This is a genomic window from Dyella sp. 01N448, from assembly GCF_056399225.1.
The window spans coordinates 405,865-426,448 of the sequence record NZ_JBFTQX010000005.1 but is presented as its reverse complement, the minus strand read 5'-3'; the positions used below and the strand labels follow the sequence as shown (position 1 = coordinate 426,448).

The 20,584-nt window shown below is 63.2% G+C and carries 19 protein-coding genes and 4 tRNA genes; 16 read left to right on the top strand and 7 right to left on the bottom strand.

The features are described 5' to 3' along the window. The first annotated feature begins 19 nt into the window (after positions 1-19). Positions 20-214, top strand: a complete 195-nt coding sequence (locus AC1DKY_RS11615; RefSeq protein WP_441603202.1) for a hypothetical protein — start codon at positions 20-22, stop codon at positions 212-214. Between the two features lie 255 nt (positions 215-469). Continuing rightward, complete coding sequence (locus AC1DKY_RS11610; RefSeq protein ID WP_441603203.1) at positions 470-1,189, top strand: tetratricopeptide repeat protein; 720 nt, start codon at positions 470-472, stop codon at positions 1,187-1,189. A gap of 59 nt (positions 1,190-1,248) precedes the next feature. Here AC1DKY_RS11610 and AC1DKY_RS11605 read toward each other — a convergent pair whose 3' ends face one another. Continuing rightward, positions 1,249-1,923, bottom strand: coding sequence for a DUF2076 family protein (locus AC1DKY_RS11605; protein WP_441603204.1), 675 nt, complete (start codon positions 1,921-1,923; stop codon positions 1,249-1,251). 287 nt (positions 1,924-2,210) lie between these two features. On the opposite strand from AC1DKY_RS11605, the gene AC1DKY_RS11600 reads away from it, so the two are divergent. From AC1DKY_RS11600 to AC1DKY_RS11590, 3 genes are all read left to right on the top strand, one after another. Further along, positions 2,211-3,098: an EamA family transporter gene (locus AC1DKY_RS11600; protein WP_441603205.1), complete on the top strand. Its 888-nt coding sequence runs from the start codon at positions 2,211-2,213 to the stop codon at positions 3,096-3,098. Between the two features lie 325 nt (positions 3,099-3,423). Continuing rightward, entirely contained in the window at positions 3,424-3,768 is a 345-nt protein-coding gene (locus tag AC1DKY_RS11595) for a YkgJ family cysteine cluster protein (RefSeq protein ID WP_441603206.1), read from the top strand. 109 nt (positions 3,769-3,877) lie between these two features. Next, positions 3,878-4,000 (top strand): hypothetical protein, encoded by a 123-nt coding sequence (locus tag AC1DKY_RS11590; RefSeq protein ID WP_441603207.1) that lies wholly within the window; start codon positions 3,878-3,880, stop codon positions 3,998-4,000. 142 nt (positions 4,001-4,142) lie between these two features. Here AC1DKY_RS11590 and AC1DKY_RS11585 read toward each other — a convergent pair whose 3' ends face one another. Further along, the gene (locus tag AC1DKY_RS11585; protein ID WP_121879590.1) at positions 4,143-4,352 is read right to left on the bottom strand and encodes a cold-shock protein; all 210 of its coding nucleotides are present in this window, start codon (positions 4,350-4,352) and stop codon (positions 4,143-4,145) included. Between the two features lie 280 nt (positions 4,353-4,632). Continuing rightward, on the bottom strand, positions 4,633-4,854 hold the full coding sequence (locus AC1DKY_RS11580; RefSeq protein ID WP_441603208.1) for a hypothetical protein: 222 nt from the start codon (positions 4,852-4,854) through the stop codon (positions 4,633-4,635). Between the two features lie 581 nt (positions 4,855-5,435). On the opposite strand from AC1DKY_RS11580, the gene AC1DKY_RS11575 reads away from it, so the two are divergent. After that, entirely contained in the window at positions 5,436-5,624 is a 189-nt protein-coding gene (locus tag AC1DKY_RS11575; protein ID WP_441603209.1) for a hypothetical protein, read from the top strand. A gap of 192 nt (positions 5,625-5,816) precedes the next feature. Here the strand turns inward: AC1DKY_RS11575 and AC1DKY_RS11570 are convergent. Together AC1DKY_RS11570 and rnd are read right to left on the bottom strand one after the other, a co-directional pair. Continuing rightward, positions 5,817-5,892, bottom strand: a tRNA-Ala gene (locus AC1DKY_RS11570). Between the two features lie 58 nt (positions 5,893-5,950). Then, positions 5,951-7,069, bottom strand: a complete 1,119-nt coding sequence (gene rnd / locus AC1DKY_RS11565) for a ribonuclease D (RefSeq protein ID WP_441603210.1) — start codon at positions 7,067-7,069, stop codon at positions 5,951-5,953. Between the two features lie 104 nt (positions 7,070-7,173). Here rnd and AC1DKY_RS11560 point away from each other — a divergent pair, with 104 nt between their 5' ends. The 10 genes from AC1DKY_RS11560 (at position 7,174) to AC1DKY_RS11515 (ending at position 18,325) form a co-directional block, all read left to right on the top strand. Further along, positions 7,174-9,114 carry an SUMF1/EgtB/PvdO family nonheme iron enzyme gene (locus AC1DKY_RS11560; protein ID WP_441603211.1) on the top strand — a complete coding sequence of 647 codons (1,941 nt, stop codon included), beginning with the start codon at positions 7,174-7,176 and terminating at the stop codon, positions 9,112-9,114. Between the two features lie 221 nt (positions 9,115-9,335). Next, positions 9,336-9,420, top strand: a tRNA-Leu gene (locus tag AC1DKY_RS11555). 84 nt (positions 9,421-9,504) lie between these two features. After that, positions 9,505-10,797 (top strand): trigger factor, encoded by a 1,293-nt coding sequence (tig, locus tag AC1DKY_RS11550; protein WP_441603212.1) that lies wholly within the window; start codon positions 9,505-9,507, stop codon positions 10,795-10,797. A 37-nt stretch (positions 10,798-10,834) separates the two neighbouring features. Then, a complete protein-coding gene (clpP, locus tag AC1DKY_RS11545) occupies positions 10,835-11,464 on the top strand; it encodes an ATP-dependent Clp endopeptidase proteolytic subunit ClpP (RefSeq protein WP_441603213.1) in 630 nt (209 codons plus the stop codon). Between the two features lie 106 nt (positions 11,465-11,570). Beyond that, positions 11,571-12,866, top strand: a complete 1,296-nt coding sequence (gene clpX, locus AC1DKY_RS11540; RefSeq protein ID WP_441603214.1) for an ATP-dependent Clp protease ATP-binding subunit ClpX — start codon at positions 11,571-11,573, stop codon at positions 12,864-12,866. A 170-nt stretch (positions 12,867-13,036) separates the two neighbouring features. Further along, a complete protein-coding gene (gene lon, locus AC1DKY_RS11535) occupies positions 13,037-15,553 on the top strand; it encodes an endopeptidase La (RefSeq protein WP_441603215.1) in 2,517 nt (838 codons plus the stop codon). A 325-nt stretch (positions 15,554-15,878) separates the two neighbouring features. Further along, entirely contained in the window at positions 15,879-16,151 is a 273-nt protein-coding gene (locus AC1DKY_RS11530; RefSeq protein WP_019465590.1) for an HU family DNA-binding protein, read from the top strand. 20 nt (positions 16,152-16,171) lie between these two features. Further along, positions 16,172-16,246: transfer RNA gene (locus tag AC1DKY_RS11525), tRNA-Val, on the top strand. A gap of 9 nt (positions 16,247-16,255) precedes the next feature. Next, positions 16,256-16,332: transfer RNA gene (locus tag AC1DKY_RS11520), tRNA-Asp, on the top strand. An 88-nt stretch (positions 16,333-16,420) separates the two neighbouring features. After that, complete coding sequence (locus AC1DKY_RS11515; RefSeq protein ID WP_441603216.1) at positions 16,421-18,325, top strand: SurA N-terminal domain-containing protein; 1,905 nt, start codon at positions 16,421-16,423, stop codon at positions 18,323-18,325. Between the two features lie 95 nt (positions 18,326-18,420). On the opposite strand, the gene AC1DKY_RS11510 is transcribed toward AC1DKY_RS11515, so the two are convergent. Continuing rightward, positions 18,421-19,677, bottom strand: a complete 1,257-nt coding sequence (locus AC1DKY_RS11510; RefSeq protein WP_441603217.1) for a LysM peptidoglycan-binding domain-containing protein — start codon at positions 19,675-19,677, stop codon at positions 18,421-18,423. After that, positions 19,674-20,438, bottom strand: coding sequence for a hydroxyacylglutathione hydrolase (gloB, locus tag AC1DKY_RS11505; RefSeq protein ID WP_441603218.1), 765 nt, complete (start codon positions 20,436-20,438; stop codon positions 19,674-19,676). The genes AC1DKY_RS11510 and gloB overlap by 4 nt, the downstream gene beginning before the upstream one ends. Between the last annotated feature and the right edge of the window lie 146 nt (positions 20,439-20,584).

Here is a 20,584-nt window from a genome sequence, read left to right as displayed (position 1 = left end):
CACGACCTCCAGGAGTCTGGTGGCCTTCCCGGCCAGGCCGTCCATCCACCTTATGGCCAGCTCCCGGGGCATGGCGTTGGCGCCGCTGAAGCACGACGTCGGCGATGGCTGCAACACCCGCGATCTCGAGACGATCATTCCCGGATGCAGCCATGCGACATCGAGGGAAACTCTCCGCGGCGAGTTCGAGTGCTTCGACCGCTTCATCCATTGAGCGCGCAGGTCCTTGCGAACCATGACGACAACGAAAAGGCTTGCGACGCGCACTCTGCGCGTCGGTGGCTGCGGCACGGGTCGGCCTGCGCACAGCAAATGCCAGTTTCTGATACGGTCATGCTGATCGTGATCGGGCGCGTCCGGCAAGTTGAGATCAGGGAAACACGATGCAGCTTCACCTCCCCGAAATGCTCAATGCCGGTGCGCTCGCCCAAAGCATCTACAACAATCTGCTGCGTACGTGGTCACACCAATGAGTCACCGACAGGGCGGTGCCACCGATGAATTTCCACAGCTGCTGAGGTGCGACCCCGCGCGCGCTTTCGCCATGCTGCGCGTGCAGGCGCTCGCAGGCGACCGCGCATCGCAACTGGCGCTCGGGCAGATGTATCTGGAAGGCATCGGCTGCGAACGCAATGGTGCCGAAGCGCGTTACTGGTTCCAGCATGCCGCCCATCAAGGCGAAGCGATGGCGATGAACATGCTGGGCCGCTGCCTGGAAAACGGCTGGGGCGGCGGTGCCGATTATGAATTGGCTGCCGTGTGGTACCGCGAATCGGCGGAACACGGCTTGGACTGGGGCATGTACAACTACGCCCACCTACTGGCGAACGGTCGCGGTATTCGCGCGGATCGTGCCGCTGCCTTCGAGTGGTTTACGCGGGCTGCCGAGGCCGGGCACGGTCGCGCCATGCATTTTCTCGGTCAGTATCACGAACACGGCTGGGAGACCGCGCCCGACGCAGAGCGCGCCCGCGAGTTGTATCGTCGCTCTGCCGAAAAGGGCGACTACAGAGGACAGTGCAGCTGGGCATCCGTGCTGGCCGAACAGGGGCGCATTGACGAGGCCTGCGATCTGCTGCAGCGCGTGCTTGCCACGGCGCCGGGGTACTTCGTCGAAGCATTGCGTGAAGAGTTGAGCCAGTCACGCCACGTGGAACTGCGCAAACTGAGCCAGACAGACGCGGTGTAGAGCGCAGCCAGTCGACGACCGGCTGCGCTCCCTACGTTCATGGACGTCAACGCCGAGGCTCAGGCCCAGCCGTTGTCGTCGAAGCCACCGTCGTTGCCGTCATCGAAATCGTTGGACGGCGTGAAGTCGTTCGACGCAAAGTCGTCGCGATCACGGTTGTCGCTCAGGCGATCGTTGTTGCCGTCGTTATAGGTGTTGTTCTCGGTGATGTTCTCGATCACGGTCGGCTGACCGCCGCCACCGAAGAAGCCGCCACCGCCGTGGTGGCCGCCCAGCAGGCTTTCGATACCGTCGAAAAGGAACATGCCGCCAGCAACACCGGCAGCAGTGGTCGCTGCCTGCGACAGGAAACTGGGCGCGGCGGGCGCGGGCTGGGCCGGTGCGCCGCCGAAGAGACGATCGCGCCAGCTCGGAGCAGCCTGCGGCGGCATCGGCTGTTGCGGCGGCACCGGCGGAGGCACGGCGCCCCAGGCCGACGACGGCTGGCCGCCCAGGAAACTGCCGCCGCCCTGCTGCGAGGCGAGTTGGGCCTGAAGCTGGGAGATCTGCGCCTTGGCGGCATCGAGCGCCTGTTGCTGCAACAGACTGCGCTGCACCAGCAGATACAGCGCATCAGGCTGGGACGCCAGGCGCTGGCGAATCAGCGCATCGGCCTGCGGGTCCTTCGCCACGCTGCCGGCGGCGGCAAGGCGCTGAAGGAAATCATCGAGTAGCTGTTGTTCCTGCGGTGTCATGACAAACAAATCTCCAGGGGACGGCGAATGGCGAACACTGTGGCGACGATTTTCTTCGGCGTGCAGTGCCGAAAGTGTGCTCTCCACGCGTGACATCAAGGGCTATCTCGCTGTCGTTTTCCTTGCAGTCAGTGAATGCGCAAGCTCTTTCGATATCGCGCCCGAACCATCGTCCCCGAGATTGCTGACGCCTGCTGTCAGCAATGAGATCGATGGGCCGATGTGCATGGTGGGCATCGCAGGAGCCTGCAGGCATCATGTCGACATCGTTTGATGGCAACGGCCCCATGTCCCCACGTTCCGCAGTTGGCCCGCTCGCCCTGGCGATCGGCGTGTTGATGATCAGCATGGTCTCGTACCAATGCGGTGCCTCGCTGGCCAAGCATCTGTTTCCCGTAGTGGGAGCACAGGGCGCGACCGCGTACCGACTGGGCCTGAGTGCGCTGATCCTACTGCTGTGGCGCCGTCCGTGGCGTCGGCTGGGGCATCGGCCGAACTGGGGCGCCTTGTGGGCCTATGGGCTCTCGATGGGCGCCATGAACCTGGTCTTCTACATGTCGCTGCGCACGATCCCGCTCGGCATTGCCGTAGCGCTGGAGTTCACCGGTCCGCTGGCACTGGCGTTGTTTCATTCGCGCCGCCTGATCGATTTCCTGTGGATTGCACTGGTCGTCGTCGGCCTGGCCTTGCTGCTGCCATTGCAGGCCACGTCGAAAGCGCTGGATCCCATCGGCGTGATGTACGCGCTCGCCGCGGGCCTGGGCTGGGCGCTGTACATCGTGTTCGGCAAGAGGGCAGGTGATGCGCACGGCGCCGACGCGGTCACGTGGGGTACCTCGATGGGCGCCTTGCTGGCCATTCCATTTGGCGTTGCCCATGCCGGCAGCGCACTGTTGTCGCCCGCCTTGTTGCCTTACGCGCTGGGCGTGGCCTTGCTCAGTTCGGCGCTGCCGTATTCGCTGGAGATGATCGCGTTGACGCGATTGCCCGCGCGCACCTTCAGCACCTTGCTGAGTCTGGAGCCGGCCATCGCGGCGGTGGCCGGTGTCGCGCTGCTGGGTGAGCGACTCACCATCCTGCAATGGCTCGCCATCGTTGCGATCATCGTGGCGGCCGCAGGCACGGCGTTGAGTGTGCGTCGTGTCGAAGTGAGCGATCCGCCCCTGGTGAATTGATCGACGCGAGCGATCGCGGTTGCAGCGACGGCGCGCTGGAGCACGCAACGTCGTCTCACGCACGGATGCCTTCCGCGCCATCACATTTGCCTCGCCACCATGGTGTAACATGGCGCCGCAAGTACTTCCTCGCTTCGCGAGTGATGTGCGGCGTTCTCAAGACCGCACGCTTCGCTCCCTTTCACTTGTGCCCCGTTGTTGCGGGGACGCCCCTGGGAGCATCCATGCCAGGCAATTGCACGCTTCACGACCATGTTCCCGTCAGGGAGCAGGGCTATCGATCGCACGCTGTCGGCGACACCAGCGCCAACCAGGTGGTGCGCGCATGACCGCATCGCAACTCCCTCCCAGGAAGGCATCCGGTTGCTCGACCTGCGACGCGGTGTGCTGCCGACTCACCGTCGTGCTGCAACCCGAAGACAAGATTCCCTCGCATCTCACCACGCAATTGCCCAGCGGCTTGCATGTGATGAAGCACGATGAGGACGGCTGGTGCGTCGCGATCAACAGCACGAAGATGAATTGCGGCATTTACGAGAGCCGTCCGTCCATCTGTCGCCGCTTCGTGATGAATGGACCTTATTGCAAGGCCGTTCGCACCGAGTATGCCGAAGAGCGTGCTTTGGCTGCCGAGCAGGCGCAAGCTTCCATCGTAGGCAAAGTCGCCTGACTTTGCTGCCGGTCGCGAGCGTCGATCTGGCGCTTCAGTAGTACGTACGAGTCGACGGTGCAGTTTGTGCGCTCGTCATCCTTCCCACTTGATACACACGAGGACTCCCTTGCCAAAGCCGAACTATTCCTTCGAAAAGCGTCAGCGCGAAATTGCAAAGAAGAAGCTGCAGGACGAAAAGCTGGCCAAGAAAAAGGCAGCGAAAGACGTCGCGGTGCCCGAGAAGCGTTAACTCGCTTGAGTTGGTTTGCTGGCGGCTGCATTTGACAGATGCAGCCGATGACTCGCCACAGCCTTGCCCAGCTGAGTCATCCGAAAAAAGGCCAAAAAAAACCCGGCTCAAGGCCGGGCTTTTTCTTGGTCGGACGGCTAGATCAGACGATCTGCACGTTCTCGGCCTGCAGGCCACGCTGGCCCTGGGTCACGATGAACGACACGTTCTGGCCTTCCTGCAGGCTCTTGAAGCCCTGCGACTGGATCGCGCGGAAGTGGACGAACACGTCCTCACCGCTCGAACGGCTGATGAAGCCGAAGCCCTTGGCATCGTTGAACCACTTGACCGTACCGGTTTCTACCTGAGACATGATTTTTTCCTTGAAACGAATGAAGCCGCAGAGCGGCGAAAAAGCTGGTCACAAGGCGGAAACGGGTACAACGGTGTAGGTAACTTCAATCTACAGCATCGGGCCACATTTATGGTGACCCTTGAAACTCAGCCCGCTCACAGTAGGGGGCAGGGCTTGAAAAAGCAAATGAATAATGACTGCGCGTTCACTTGCATCGCTTGTAAATGCGCCGTTTTGCGGCGGGAAGCGAGCCTGCGCACCGTTCTTGGCCATGCGCACTCAATGTTTGCCGCGCTCGTCAGCTCGCCGGATAAGGCATGCCATGTTGGGTGCAAATCCAGTCGATGGTGCCCAGCAGCCAGTCCGTATCCTCGGCACAGGAATGTGCAAGCACGTCGGAAAAAATGCATTCCGTCGATTGAAAGAAGTCCGCGTCGGTGGGGTGCGACGCATGCAGCATGGTGATCGATGCGTCGAGCCGACTCATCGTTTGACGCAATTGTTGACGTGACTGGTTCATGGCCTGGCCTCCGCCATCGGGCATGGGAGGCAGAGAAACGTCTCTCTCGGCGGCGCCGAGCGCACCCTGTGTCGCTCTTCTGCCGTTCGAATCTGCGCGCATCGCCGTTAGTTGAGGGTTACGAACAGCGGGGCATGCAGGGCCGGCGTCTAGCGCCTCGCCTGCAGGGTGCCGGAAAACCTAACAATCGATCGCCCAACAGAGAGTATGGTCGGAGGGGTCATGGAACATCCGAAGCGCACCGCGGGTGCGATGTGTTCCTAGGCCACTCCGGGTGAGGGATTCGCATGATGAACCCCCGCAAGATCCTGACCTCCGGGCAATGGACGTTGTTGCGTCATGTGGCGACGGCCTGTCCGTTGCCATTGAGGGCTACCGGTGGTCTTTGCGATCTCCGCTGCCTGCTTAAAGAAGGCTTTGTCTCCGTCAGGGACGCCAGAGTATGTGCAACACGGACGGGAATTGAGGCTCTTTGGTATCACTGCCTGCACTAAGTCGTCGCTGATTGGTTCCTTATGCAGTCATCGTTGTGCCCAGCCTCGGCTGGTGGGCATGCATCCGTCACCTTCCAAGGAATTCTCATGAAGCAACCTACTGAGCCGCTCTCTCTGGCCCGTATCCACGACGTCTACAGTGGAACTTCAGTCAAGCGGGAATCGAGTGACAAGAAGCTCAGCTATCAAACCACGCAGCGGTTTGCGCGCGAAGCCAGTCATCCCGGCCTGGCGCCGGGTCGTCCTCTCGCACCGAACACGCGTCATCGGCGCTAACCGCGCTGGTTGCATAGCGTGACGATTGGGGTATGGGCTGTCGTGCAGATCACGACGGCTGCATACCCCTTCGTTTATGCGCAAATCGCCTTGGTCGAGCGGCCTTGTCCGGCGCCTGGCGACTTCACGGCGTCCCAAAACAAAACAGCGCTTTACGCCGAGTGGCATAAAGCGCTGTTGTTTTGTAGAGATTGGTGGAGCCAGGGAGGATCGAACTCCCGACCTCGTCATTGCGAACGACGCGCTCTCCCAGCTGAGCTATGGCCCCACACGAGCGGAAGATAGTAGCAGCGCCGTTTGGGGTTCGCCAAGCCCCTGCCAGGACCTTACGGGAGCAGGGCGCTGAGCGGTTCGAGAAGGATCTGGCGACGCCAGCCCTCGAGGAATTCGGGCCACTGCGCAGTCACCACGTATTCCTCGAGCACCTTGCGCGGACACAGCAGGCCCGGGGGCAGGTCCAGCTCGCTGGCGGCCTTGTCCACGCAGTCCTTCATGGCGGGCAGGGCACGTTTTGCTTCCCCCTGCGGCGATTCGGGAATGGTTGCGGTCGCCGCGATTTCGTTCTCGTCCACCGGGCGCAGCAGCAGCTCCAGCAGTTCGGTGCGTTGCGGCGAGCGCAGCGCGCGCTGGCCGCGCGTGCGGCTGTCGAGTTCGGCAGCAGAGTGCGGTAGTTGTTGCACCAGGCTCATGGCGGCGGCGTCCTCAAGCAGCCAGGGGCGCGGGCGATCGAGCGTGCGCGCGGACTGGTCGCGCCACAACAGGATGCGGCGGAGCAGGGCGCGCTGGTCGGGGCGCCAGTCCGAGGCACTGCGAAAACCACGCTGCGGCTGGGGATCGCCTTCGCGATAGCAGGCGCGTTGCTTGAGTCGCTCGCAGTCTTCGGCATGCCATGCCGTTCGGTCGCGCTGGATGAGTCGCTCGGCCAGCTGTTCGTGCACTGGCTTGAGATAGACCACGTCCAGGGTGGCATAGGCGCGTTGCGATTGGGTCAGCGGACGCTGCAGCCAGTCCGAACGCGTTTCGCCCTTGTCGAGCTCGGCGCCGGTCAACTCGGCCACCAGGGCGCGATAGCTGATGCCCAGGCCCATGCCGACGAAGGCTGCCGCAATCTGGGTATCGAACAGCTGGCGCGGACCATGCGGCAGGAACGGCGACAAGGCCTCCAGGTCTTCGCTGGCGCTGTGCATCACGGTCACCACATCGCCGCCGCCGATCTGCGGCTGCAGCGCATCGCCCATGTCAAAGGCCACCGGGTCGACCAGCGCGTAGCGCCCATTCCAGCCCAGCTGGACCAGGGCCAGCTGCGGATAAAAGGTATTGCGGCGCATGAACTCGGTATCGAAACCCAGCGCGGCATCGCCTGGCAGATCCGCGAGCCAGGCCTGCAGATCGTCGCGACGCTCGATCCATGCGGCGTCGGGCGCCAGGGAAGATTCTTGATGCATGCGTGATCCTGAGTCGGGACGTGCGTCTGTGCATTGTCCTGACATCGGTTTGTGCCTATGGTTTAGATCGCCCACCATAGCAGGCCGCCCAGGGACGCCCAAACATGCCGAGCAAGGAAACCGTACGACGACAGCGAGCCCTAGGCGGAGCCCTGGGTGTCGTCGTGCTGGCGCTCGCGCTGGTCTATCACTTTTTCCCGCGCGTGCTCCACGTTGAGCCGTCGGCGACCGCAACGCATCGCGCCATGAACCTGGGCCCGGCGGCGGCTGTGGCGCCGGCGACGAGCACGCGGCCTGAGCCGTCCGAAGTGGATGCCGGTCCGCCGCTGACGCTGGCGCCCACCGATGTGGTGGTGGCGCGACTCAGCAAGAAGAACACCAACCTGCCCGAACAGCTCAGTGCCGATACGCCCGAGGTGGAGGCGTTGATGACGAAGGCCGACAAGGCCCTCAAGGCCGGGCAGCTGGCGGGCAACGAAAACAGTGCCGTGGCCTTGTATGAGCAGGCGCTCAAGCTCAAGCCCGACAGCCGCCGTGCCGCGCAGGGTTTGTTTGAAGTGCGCGAGCGGCTGGTGGCAGAAATCAACCAGAGCGTGGCGGTGGGCGATGCGGATGCGGCCAGCGATCTGCTCGACACGCTCAAGCTCATTCCCGACGCCACCGACGACGTGAACCAGCTGCAGGCAAAGCTGAAGACCCTGAGCCAGGTTCGCCCGCTGTTGGCCAAGGCGGCCACGCTGCTGCAGCAAGGCAATGCGGACCAGCCGCCCGGCAACAATGCATTGGAGCTCTATCGGCAGGTGCAACAGCTGGATCCGGACAACGCCGTGGCCGCCCAGGGCACCCTGCAGGTGCAGCGCGCCGTACTCGACCGCGCCCTGGCGGCGGTGGCGCAAAACGACTTCAAGGCGGCCGACCAGGCACTGACAGAGGCGGCGCAAATCGCACCGGACTCTCCCGCCATGCGCGATGTGCATACGCGCGTCGATACCATGCGCGTGGCCCGGGCCAATGGATTGCTTGGGCAGGCGCGGTCCGCGCTGGACTCGGGCAACCTGACCATGGCTCAGCAACTGGCCGACCAGGCCAAGGCGATCAGTCCCGATCTGGCCGGGCTCGACGAATTTGGCGAGCGCATTACCAATGTGCGCCTGTATGCCAGCTACAAACCGGGACAGGTCTTCACCGACCGGTTTGCCGACATGCCTGGCCAGACGCCCTCGATGGTGGTCATTCCCACCGGCAGCTTCCAGATGGGCGCGCCCGACAACGAGGCTGGCCGGGAAGATGCCGAGACGCCGCAGCACGAAGTCAGCATCGGCAAGGGCTTTGCGCTGTCGCGCACGTCGATCACCGTGGGACAGTTCCGCGAATTCGTCCGCGCCAGCGGTTATCAGCCCGACTCGATCAAGCTCGGCGGGGCGAGCGTCTATGACGAGGGCACCGGCGCGATGCGCGACGACACCAGCGCCAGCTGGCAGGACGACTACGCCGGCCGCAATGCCGATAGCCGGCTTCCCGTGGTCAATGTGTCGTGGAGCGACGCCAAGGCCTACGTGGACTGGTTGAGCCAGCGCAGCGGCAAAACCTATCGTCTGCCCAGCGAGGCGGAATTCGAATACGCCCTGCGTGCCGGGACCACCTCCCGTTACTGGTGGGGAGACGGGACGCCCAGCGGCAAGGTCGAGAATCTCACCGGCTCGGGAGATCGTTCGCCCAGCGGCCGACGCTGGAGCAATGCGTTCCAGGGTTATCGGGACGGCTACTGGGGCCCGGCCCCGGTGATGAGTTTCGCGCCCAACGCCTTTGGTCTGTATGACATCGACGGCAACGTATCGGAGTGGGTGCAGGACTGCTGGCACGACAGCTATCTTCGCGCGCCGCGTGATGGTGGCGCCTGGGTAAATCCGGGCTGCGGCTCCCGTGTGGTCCGCGGCGGTTCCTGGGGCAGCTCGCCCGAACAGGTGCGCTCGGCCTACCGGCAGGGTGTCGATGCCAGCGTGCGCAGCGGGAGAGTCGGCTTCCGCGTCCTGCGCGAGCTCTAGAGGCAGCGCGGGACGCGGCACATCAGAGCTTTCTGCAAGGGCGCTTGCCCGCTTGTGCTGCGCCCCACGCGACCCGTAAAATGGCCTGCTTTCGTGTAAGGGAATCATCGACTTAGGGGCGGAGCGCCCGGAGGCTGGCGGGGCGGGGCGTACGGGCATTTTGCCCGTCTATTCCCTTGGAAATCCGATGCTTACGGAAACTTCCTCTTAGTAGTTCTGATGCGAAAGTGGCGGAATTGGTAGACGCACTGGATTTAGGTTCCAGCGGGTAACCCCGTGAGGGTTCGAGTCCCTCCTTTCGCACCATCCCTTGAGTTTTTCTTTTTGCAGGCGGCCCCGGGCCGCCACGCGCCTTTGACGGGCGCACTTACAGGTACACCAGGAGACGTCATGCAGGTTTCGGTTGAAAACGTCGGCAAGCTGGAGCGCAAGCTCACGGTGAAATTCCCCGCGGAGCGTTTCGAGTCGCAGGTGAATGCTCGCATCGTCGAAATGGGTCGCACCGTGCGCCTCAAGGGCTTCCGTCCGGGCAAGGTGCCCACTGCAGTGATCCAGCAGCGCTTTGGCGACCAGGTGCGCGGTGAAGTGCTCTCCGACCTGATCGGCAGCACGCTGCGCGAAGCCGTCGCCCAGGAAAACCTGCGTCCGATCGCCAACCCGTCGATCGACACCACCGGTCGTCCGGTCGAAGGTGAAATCGCCTACACGGCCACCTTCGAAATCATGCCGGAATTCCCGGAAATCGACGTCGCCACGCTCGCCGTGACCCGTCCGGTCGCCGAAGTGACCGACGCCGACATCGAAAAGATGATCGAGACCCTGCGCCTGCAGCGCCGCAGCTTCGACGATGTCGAGCGCGCCTCGGCCGAAGGCGATTTCGTGATGTTCGAGTACTCGGCCCAGGCCGATGACTACCGCTTCCCGGCCGAAGGCCTGGAGCGCGCCGGCAGCGTGCTGGGTTCGGGCACCCTGTTCAAGGCGCTCGATGAAGTGCTGACGGGCCGCAAGGCCGACGAGGAATTCGACGCCGAAGTGGCCTTCCCGGCGGATTTCCGCAACGAGAACCTGGCCGGCAAGACCGCCCAGTGCCACTTCAAGATCATCAAGGTGCAGGAGCCGAAGCTGCCGGAAGTAAACGGCGAATTCGTTGCCCTGTTCGGCATCGACGATGGCGACCTGGAGAAGTTCCGCAAGGAAGTCCGCGCCAATCTCGAGCGCGAGCTCAAGGCCACCCTGATGGCCCGCCTGAAGTCCGAAGTGGCTGAAAAGCTTGCCGATGCCCACCCGGACATCGACGTGCCGAACGTGATGGTGCAGTCCGAGGCGCATGCCCTGGCCCAGAACAGCATCCCGCGCGGCCAGCAGGTTCCGCCGCAGCTGATCGAGGCCGCCACCCCGGTTGCCCGCAAGCGCGTCATCGCCGGTCTGCTGATGGGTGAGATCGCCCGCAAGCAGTCCCTGGTCATCGACCGCAGCCGCGTGGCCGAGCAGCTGGCCGCCATCGCCTCGACCTACGAAGAGCCGGAAAAGGTCATTGAACTGTACAATCGCGACCCCCAATTGATGTCTGGGCTGCAGAATCGCGTGATGGAAGACCAGGTCGCAGAATGGGTGGCGGATCACGCCTCCACCACTGTGCAGAATCTTGGCTTCGACGAGGTGATGCGCCCGGTCAACGCCTGAGGCATTCTTCAGGCCAATACACCGGAGAGCGACACGCATGGCTATGGACCCGATCCAAAACCTCAACCTGGTACCGATCGTCGTTGAGCAGACCGCTCGCGGCGAGCGCTCGTACGACATCTATTCGCGCCTCCTGAAGGAGCGCGTGATCTTCCTTGTCGGCGAGGTGAACGATCAGGTGGCCAACCTGCTGGTCGCGCAGATGCTGTTCCTTGAGTCCGAAAATCCGGACAAGGACATCCATCTCTATATCAACAGCCCGGGCGGTGCCGTCACCGCCGGGTTGGCGATCTACGACACCATGCAGTTCATCAAGCCCGATGTCAGCACCATGTGCATCGGCCAGGCCTGCAGCGCCGCGTCGCTGCTGCTGATGGCTGGCGCCAAGGGCAAGCGTTATTCCCTGCCCAATTCGCGCGTGATGATCCACCAGCCGTCGGGCGGCGCCCGCGGCCAGGCCACCGACATCGAGATCCAGGCCCAGGAAATCCTGTACCTGCGCCGCCGCCTGAACGATATCTACGTTCAGCATACCGGCCAGCCGCTGGACAAGATCGAGCGGGACATGGAGCGCGACCGCTTCATGAGCGCCGAGGCGGCCAAGGAATATGGCCTTATTGATCAGGTCCTCGATCGCCGCGCCGTCGAGACGGTGAAATCCAGCTGATTTCACGTTCCTGGTACCAGGTTTGCAAGCGGTTCCGCGTCTCGCTGCAGACGCGGAACCCTGTGCTATTCTCAAACCGCAATCGATTTATCAGCAGGATCCAGGCATGAGCGACGACCGGCAGGGCCGTTCCAACGACAGCGGCAAGATTCTCTACTGCTCCTTCTGCGGCAAGAGCCAGCATGAAGTGCGCAAGCTGATCGCGGGTCCCTCCGTGTTCATCTGCGACGAGTGCGTAGAGCTGTGCAACGACATCATCCGCGAAGAGCTTGAGGAAAAGGCCGCCTCCGGGCGCAGCCAGCTGCCCAAGCCCCGCGAGATCATGGAAACCCTCGACCAGTACGTAGTGGGCCAGACCCGCGCCAAGAAAGCGCTGGCCGTGGCTGTGTACAACCACTACAAGCGCATGGAGTCGCGTTCCAAGAGCGACGATGTCGAGCTGGGCAAGTCCAACATCCTGCTGATCGGGCCGACCGGCTCGGGCAAGACGCTGCTGGCCGAAACGCTGGCGCGCCTGCTCAACGTGCCGTTCACCATCGCCGACGCCACCACGCTGACCGAAGCCGGTTACGTGGGCGAGGATGTGGAAAACATCATCCAGAAGCTGCTGCAGAAGTGCGACTACGACGTCGACAAGGCGCAGTCGGGCATCGTGTACATCGACGAAATCGACAAGATTTCGCGCAAGAGCGAAAACCCGTCGATCACCCGCGATGTGTCCGGCGAAGGCGTGCAGCAGGCGCTGTTGAAGCTCATCGAAGGCACGCTGGCTTCGGTGCCGCCGCAGGGTGGTCGCAAGCATCCGCAGCAGGAATTCCTGCAGGTGGACACCAAGAACATCCTGTTTATTTGCGGCGGTGCGTTCGCCGGTCTGGAGAAGGTCATCCAGCAGCGTTCGGATTCCACCGGCATCGGCTTCTCGGCCGAAGTGCGCAGCAAGGAGCGCAGGGAAAACCTGGGCAAGGTGCTCGCCGATGTGGAGCCGTCGGATCTGGTGCGCTACGGCCTGATCCCCGAGTTTGTCGGCCGCCTGCCGGTGGTCGCCACGCTCGACGAGCTCGACGAGCCGGCGCTGGTGAAGATCCTCACCGAGCCGAAGAACGCGGTCACCAAGCAGTTCAAGAAGCTGTTCGAAATGGAAGGCGTGGAACTGGAGTTCCGCCCGGAAGCGCTGCAGGCGATTGCCCGCAAGGCGCTCAAGCGCAAGACCGGTGCACGCGGTCTGCGCACCATTCTCGAGTCGGTCTTGCTGGACACCATGTACGAGCTGCCGTCGCTGGAGCACGTCAGCAAAGTGGTCGTGGACGATGCCGTGATCGAAGGCCAGGCCGAGCCGTATCTGATCTATCGCGGCAACCTCAAGCAGCCGCGTGCAGCGGGTGAGGGTGGCGACGCCGCCTGAGCAGTTCACGCGCTTGAGTGATCCCATGGCCTCGGCAGATTTGCCGGGGCCATTTTGTTTGTGCCGCCGCTCATGCACTTGTGTGAGTGACCCTAAGGCACCACTTGACGTACAGATGCACCCGGCGCAGTGTCGGTGCAAAGACGACACATCACGAGAGATTCTCTTCGATGGCAAAGACCGCCCCCAACCCCCAAGCCACCGGCGCCACCCTGGATGCACTTCCAGTGTTGCCGCTGCGTGACGTGGTGGTTTATCCCCATATGGTCATCCCGCTGTTCGTCGGACGTGACAAATCCATGCGTGCGTTGGAGCGCGCGATGGAGGGCGAGCGTCAGATCCTGCTGGTGGCGCAAAAAAGCCCGGACATCGACGATCCCAAGATCAGCGACCTGCACCAGATCGGCACACTTGCCGGCGTGCTGCAATTGCTCAAGCTCCCCGATGGCACCGTGAAGGTGCTGGTCGAGGGCCAGTCGCGCGTCGAGATCGAAAACTACAACGAAGACGGCGGCATGCTCACCGCTACGTCGCGCGTGATCGAGCCGGTGTACAGCTCCAAGGAACGCGAGCTCGACGTGGTATCGCGCACGCTGATCTCGCTGTTCGAACAGCTGGTCAAGCAGAGCCGCAAGCTGCCGCCGGAAGTGCTGGCGACGCTGTCGGGCATCGATGATCCCTCGCGCGTCGCCGACTCGATCGCGGCGCACTTGTCCGTGCGCATGGCCGACAAGCAGAAGGTGCTGGAAACCTCCGACGTGGGGCAGCGCCTTGAATTGCTGATCGGCCTGGTCGACGGCGAAATGGACTTGCAGCAGGTGGAAAAGCGCATCCGCGGCCGCGTCAAGTCGCAGATGGAAAAGAGCCAGCGCGAGTACTACCTCAACGAACAAATGAAGGCCATCCAGAAGGAGCTCGGCGAGAGCGAGGAAGGCCCGAACGAAATCGAAGAGCTGCAAAAGAAGATCGAAGCCGCCGGCATGCCCAAGCCGGTGCTCGCCAAGGCGCGCGCGGAGTTCGGTAAGCTGCGCCAGATGTCGCCGATGTCGGCCGAAGCCACCGTGGTGCGCAACTACCTCGACTGGCTGGTGGGCGTGCCGTGGAAAAAGCGCAGCAAGGTCCGCAAGGATCTGCAGCTGGCGCAGGAAGTGCTCGATGCCGACCACTTTGGCCTGGAGAAGGTCAAGGAGCGCATCCTCGAGTACCTCGCCGTGCAGCAGCGCGTGAACGCGATGAAGGGCCCGATCCTGTGCCTGGTCGGTCCGCCGGGCGTGGGCAAGACCTCGCTGGGTCAGTCGATCGCCAAGGCGACCAATCGCAAATTTGTCCGCATGAGCCTGGGTGGCGTGCGCGACGAGGCCGAGATCCGCGGCCACCGTCGCACCTACATCGGCTCGATGCCGGGCCGCATTGTGCAAAATTTGAACAAGGTGAGTTCGAAGAACCCGCTGTTCGTGCTCGACGAAATCGACAAGATGTCGATGGACTTCCGCGGCGATCCGTCCTCGGCGCTGCTGGAAGTGCTCGATCCCGAGCAGAACCACGCCTTCAACGACCATTACCTCGAGGTCGATCTGGACCTGTCCGAGGTGATGTGGATCGCCACGGCCAACTCGCTCAACATCCCCGGCCCGCTGCTGGACCGCATGGAAGTCATCCGCATCCCGGGGTACACCGAGGATGAGAAGCTCGGCATCGCGCAGAAATACCTGCTGCCCAAGCAGCTCAAGGCCAACGGCCTGAAGGCCGAAGAGTTGAGCATCGACGAGGAAGCGGTGCGCGACATCGTGCGTTACTACACGCGCGAATCGGGCGTGCGCAACCTCGAGCGCGAGATCTCCAAGATCTGCCGCAAGGTGGTGAAGGAGCTGACGCTGGGTCAGCTCAAGAAGTCCGCCGCCAAGGGCGCCGCGGTGAAGCCGGTTGCGGCCGTAAAGACGGCCAAAACCAAGGCCAAGGCGCCGGGTCGGGTCGCGGTCACGTCGGCCAATCTCGAGCAGTATCTGGGTGTGCGTCGCTTCGACTTCGGCCGCAAGGAATTGCAGAACGAAGTGGGCCTGGTCACCGGTCTGGCCTGGACCCAGGTGGGCGGCGACCTGCTCAGCATCGAGGCCTCGGTGATGCCGGGCAAAGGCCGTCTGGTGCATACGGGCCAGCTGGGCGACGTCATGAAAGAGTCGATCCAGGCGGCCTTGTCGGTGGTGCGCGCGCGCGCCGATCGCCTGGGTATCGAGCCGGATTTCCACGAGAAATACGACATCCATATCCATGTGCCCGAGGGTGCGACGCCGAAGGACGGCCCGAGTGCTGGCATTGCCATGTGCACGGCGCTGGTCTCGGTATTGACCAAGGTGCCGGTGCGTTCCGAAGTCGCGATGACCGGCGAGATCACCCTGCGCGGCCGCGTGCTGCCGATCGGTGGCCTCAAGGAGAAGCTGCTGGCGGCGCATCGCGGCGGCATCACCACCGTGATCATTCCGGAAGAAAACAAGAAAGATCTTGCCGACATTCCGGACAACATCACGTCCTCGCTGGACATCCATCCGGTGCGCTGGATCGACGAGGTGCTGGACATCGCGCTGGAGCGCCCTCTGCATCCGCGTCAGGCCACCGACGGTGACAAGCCGAAGGTGGACACGCCGCACGAGGAGGCGCAGGACCAGGAGGCTTACACGCGGCCTCATTGATCCGTGACAAGCATCACCAAAGACGGGCGGGAAACCGCCCGTTTTTGTGCCTGGATCACAGCCCGCTGTGCCGCTGTCGCTTAGCGTTTCAGCACACACTTTGCAAGCGTTCGCGGACCATGCTGAACCGCGCGAACCCTTGGTATTGCTTGTCATTGCGGACCCTTGGGGCCACTGGTATAAAGGCGACACCGCAGCCTGACGCCAAGCATGGTGCGCAGTGATGCGGGATTGCTTGGTGATGTCCCGGTGTCTGCCATGAGGTGACGTCGCCTGGTCCCAGAATGACCATGCGGGCTGCATAACCGTTTAAGGGAGTGTCTCAATGAATAAAACCGATCTGATCAATGCCATTGCCGAGAAGGCCGAACTCACCAAGGCTGACGCCGGCCGTGCTCTCGAAGCGTTCTTCGAGACCGTGCAGAAGGCGCTGAAGAAGGGTGACGATGTGTCGGTGGTCGGCTTTGGTACCTTCACCGTGCGCAAGCGCGCTGCCCGTACCGGTCGCAACCCGCGCACCAATGAGACGATCAAGATCAAGGCCTCGAAGGTTCCGGCATTCAAGGCTGGCAAGACCCTCAAGGATGCCCTAAACTAAGCGGCTACTTGCTTAGTTTCGGGTGCTTAGCTCAGCGGTAGAGCGTCGCCCTTACAAGGCGAGGGTCGTAGGTTCGATCCCTACAGCACCCACCAGTAATAAGTGGAGCGGTAGTTCAGTCGGTTAGAATGCTGGCCTGTCACGCCGGAGGTCGCGGGTTCGAGTCCCGTCCGCTCCGCCACAGTTCGCAAGGGCGCCCGTGTGGCGCCCTTGCCATTTGCGTACCCCGCACTTTGTGCGCCGAACAACGAGAGCCCGGGAACATCTCCATGCTGCAGGCATTGCGTACCAAGCTTCACGGATGGCCGTCCATCGTCATTCTGGGTATTTGCGTTTTCGCCATCTCGTTCTTCGGCATCGAATCGTATTTCTCATCGCGGAACGACACGTATGTCGCGATGGTCGGAAAGCACGAAATCAGCCAGCGCGATTACCAGGACCGCGTCAACGAAGCGCGCCGGGACGCCATGGCTCGCGCGGGCGACCAGTTCGATGCGGCCGAGTTCGAAAAGCCCGAAACCAAACGCCTGATCCTCGATCAGCTGATCAACGAACAGCTGCTGCGCCAGACCAACGACGCACTCGGCCTGCGGGTTTCTGCCGTCGAGCTGCGTGACCGCATTTCCAGCCAGCAGGCTTTCCTGGTCAACGGCCAGTTTGATCCGGCGACCTATCGCGCCATTCTCGCTGCGCAGAACATGACGCCGGCGATGTTCGAGAACAGCCAGCGCGCATCGCTTGAGCCGGGCATCTTGCCGCGCGCCATCATCGCCAGCACCATCGTCACCGACGCCGACATGGACCGTTACCTGGGCCTGCTGTACCAGCGTCGCGACCTGCGCTGGTTCGCGCTGCCGCGTCCCACGCTGACCGACACGGAAGTGACTGACGCCCAGCTCGATGCCTATTACAAAGAGCACCAGGCCGACTTCATGAGTCCGGAGCAGGTCTCGCTGAAGTACATCGAGGTCAATGGCGCCGATCTGAAGATCGATGCCCAGCCCAGCGAAGACGAGCTCAAGAAGCGTTACGAAGATCAGAAGCAGCGCTTCGTGCAGCCCGAGCAGCGCCTGGTCTCGCACATCCTGGTGAACGTGCCCAAGAACGCCACGCCGGATCAGCAGAAGGCCGCGTTGGCCAAGGCGGAAAAGATTGCCGCCGAAGCGACCACGGACAACTTCGCCAAGCTGGCCGAACAGGACTCCGACGACCTGGGTTCCAAGCGCTCGGGCGGCGACCTGGGCTGGCTGGAGAAGGGCGTGACCAACGCCTCGTTCGACTCCGCGCTGTTCGCCTTGCAAAAGGGCCAGATCTCCAAGCCGGTGTTGTCCGACGAGGGTTACCACGTGCTGTGGCTGCGCGATGTGCGCAGCGGCGATGCCAAGCCGTTCGCCGAAGTGCGCGATCAGATCGCCAAGGATTACCTGAGCACCGAGCGCGACCGCCAGTACAACGAACTGGCCGGCAAGCTCACCGACCAGACGTACCAGAACCCCTCGACGCTGGACCCCGCCGCGCAGGCGCTGAACATGCCGGTGAAGACCACCGAGCTGTTCTCCCGCAAGGGCGGCCAGGGCATCACGGCCGATCCCAAGCTGGTCCAGGCCGCGTTCTCCGATGACGTGCTGCTCCAGGGCAACAATTCGAGCCTGATCGATCTGGGCTCGGATCACGCCGTGGTGGTGCGCGTGGACAAGCACCTGCCGGCCGCAGCCCGCCCGCTGGCCGACGTGCGTGACCAGGTGCGCCAGAAGATCCTCGACGAGCGTACGGCTGCTGAAGAGCAGAAGCGCGCCGACGCCTTGCTGGCCCGCGTGCAGAAGGGCGAAGACATGCAGGCAGTCGCGGCATCGGCCGGTGCGACCGTACAGACAGTACCGGAGGCGATCCGCATGCAGCAGGGCGTGGCTCCGGAAGTGCTGGAGCAGGCCTTCCTGCTGCCGCATCCGGCCGCCGGCAAGGCGCAGTTCGCCCGCGTCGCGCTGCACGATGGCAGCTATGCGCTGGTGGGCGTGGACAAGATCCAGGACGGCGACCTGAGCAAGATCTCCGCCGAACAGCGCAGCACGCTGCGTCAGCAGATGGGCCAGGCTTACGGCATCCTCGCCACGCAGGCCTACATCGACGCGCTGAAGGCGAAGACCGAGATCAAGATTGCCGCCGATCGCATGTAAGCGAGTTGCCGGCAGACAGAACAAGGGCGACCCATGGTCGCCCTTTTTTTATGAGGTGACGGCGCGTGATGCGGGCGCCGTCAACGAGCCCGGCTTCAACCCGGTGCGCTGATCTTCAGCACCTGTCCGGGCTTTACCACCGCGCCTTGCAAGTGGTTCCACAGTTCCAGCTGCTTGATGTCCACCGAGTAGCGACGCGCGATGGACCACAGGCTCTCGCCGGATTTCACCGTGTGGGTGCGTTTGGTTGAATTGGCCTTGCCCGATGCTGCGGTGCTGTCGTCATCCTGATCGGCCGCGCTCAGTGCCGCGCCCAGGGGCGGAAGCGTCGCCGTGCCCGGCACGGTCTGGGCATTTGCGTTGCTCTGTGCCGACAGCGAATTGCGGAACTGCTGCACCTTGTTGCTCGGCAGCATCAGATAGGGCGAGGCGTTGGTGTCGACCACGCCATTGCGAAACGCCGCATTCATGTCTTTCAGATCATCGGTCGACATGCCGGCATGGCTGGCAGCGCGAGCGATCGGCATGGAGTTGTCGATGTCTACCTTGACCAGCCGCTGCTCGGAGGGCAGCGTCGGCAGGCTGACGTTGAAGCGATCGGGTTCGCGGATGACGCAGGCGATGGCGAGCAGCTTGACCAGATGCTCGCGCGTCACCGGCTTCACCGGCATCTTCGGGATCACCGGTTCGTCAGGCGGCGCGCCATGTTGGCTCACTACGCGCTTGATGCCGAACTCGCCTGCATTGAACGCATAGTCCACCAGTCGCCAGTCGCCGAGGTCGTCGTGATAGCGGCTTAGCAGCGCCATGATGGCGTCGGTGGCTGCGGGTACATCGAGGCGGCCGTCGAAGTTCCGGTCGACGCGTATGCCCATGGCATTGGCCGTGGACGGCATGATCTGCCACATGCCCGAGGGCATGCCTTTGCCGCCGGAGATCGGGCGATATTGGCTTTCGACCCAGGGAATCAGGGCAAATTCGCCGGCCACGTTGTGTCGCGCCGCCACCTGTTGCACATAGGCCAGGCGCGGAGCGGCGGCCGCGATCTGATCTTCGAAGCGCTGCGGGTTGCTGGTGTAACGGCGAGCCCACGCGACGATGTTCGGGTCGGCATCGCAGTCGGCCATGGCGAAACTGTTGCGCAGGTTCTGCCAGATATTTCCATCATCCACCACGTTCGCTGCGGCAGGCGCCGGCGCCGGGCGAATGGTGGTGCCGTGCGAGGATCCGGTTTGCGGTGCCGGCGTTGGAGCGGGAGTCGGCGGCGCCTTCTGCGCGGGGCCGGTAGCGCACGCCGCCAGGAAGACCGACGTGGCGAGGGGCAGGGGACGCAGGCGGCGGCTGATCTTCATCCGGTAAACACGTCCTTGTTGGCCCGCAACGCCGCAAAACGCGCCACGCGATCGCCGGCCACGCCATGGCGTTGGCTCCATGCGATCACGGCATCGTGGTCCGTGCGGAGGAAGGGGTTGGTCGCATGCTCCGTGGCAAGCAAGACAGGCAGACTGGGTTGGTCGTGCGCTCGCAGTGCGGCCACTTCCTGCTGGCGCGCTGCAAGTGCGGGGTTGTGCGGCTCGATGGTTTGCGCAAAGCGCGCGTTGGCGGCGGTGTATTCGTGGGCGCAACACACCAGCGTGTTGGCCGGCAGCGCCGCCAATCGATCCAGCGACGCGAGCATCTGCTCGGGCGTACCCTCGAACAATCGCCCGCAGCCCATGCTGAAAAGCGTGTCGCCGCACAGCAGGACGCCTTCGCCGGTATAGGCGACATGGGTGGTGGTGTGCCCGGGTACGGCGATCACTTCAAAACGTGCTGACGGTGTGGCCAGCGTCACCACGTCGCCGTCGTTCACGCGATGCGTGGCGCAGGTGATGCGTTCGTCGCGCGGTGCATAGACCGGCACATCGTGCCGCGCAAGCAGCGCATCGACGCCGCCGATATGATCATGGTGATGATGCGTCAGCAGGATGGTGCAAAGCTTCAGGCCGCGCTGCATGAGCGCCGCCTCGACCGGCAGGGCATCGCCTGGATCCACGACGATGGCCTGGCCGGCGTCGTCGTGCAGCACCCAAATGTAATTATCGGCAAGCGCCGGTAACGGTACGACGTGCAAGGAGTGGTCCTCCGCGGTTTCGTATCGACTGACGCAGGCCCTCCTGGCTTGCGCGAGTGGCCGACTATAAAGCCCCGATTTGGCTCGCTCGTTAGTGAGACGTTAACTGCTGGTGGGGAGGTTCAGACTTGCGGCCTCAGCCCTGG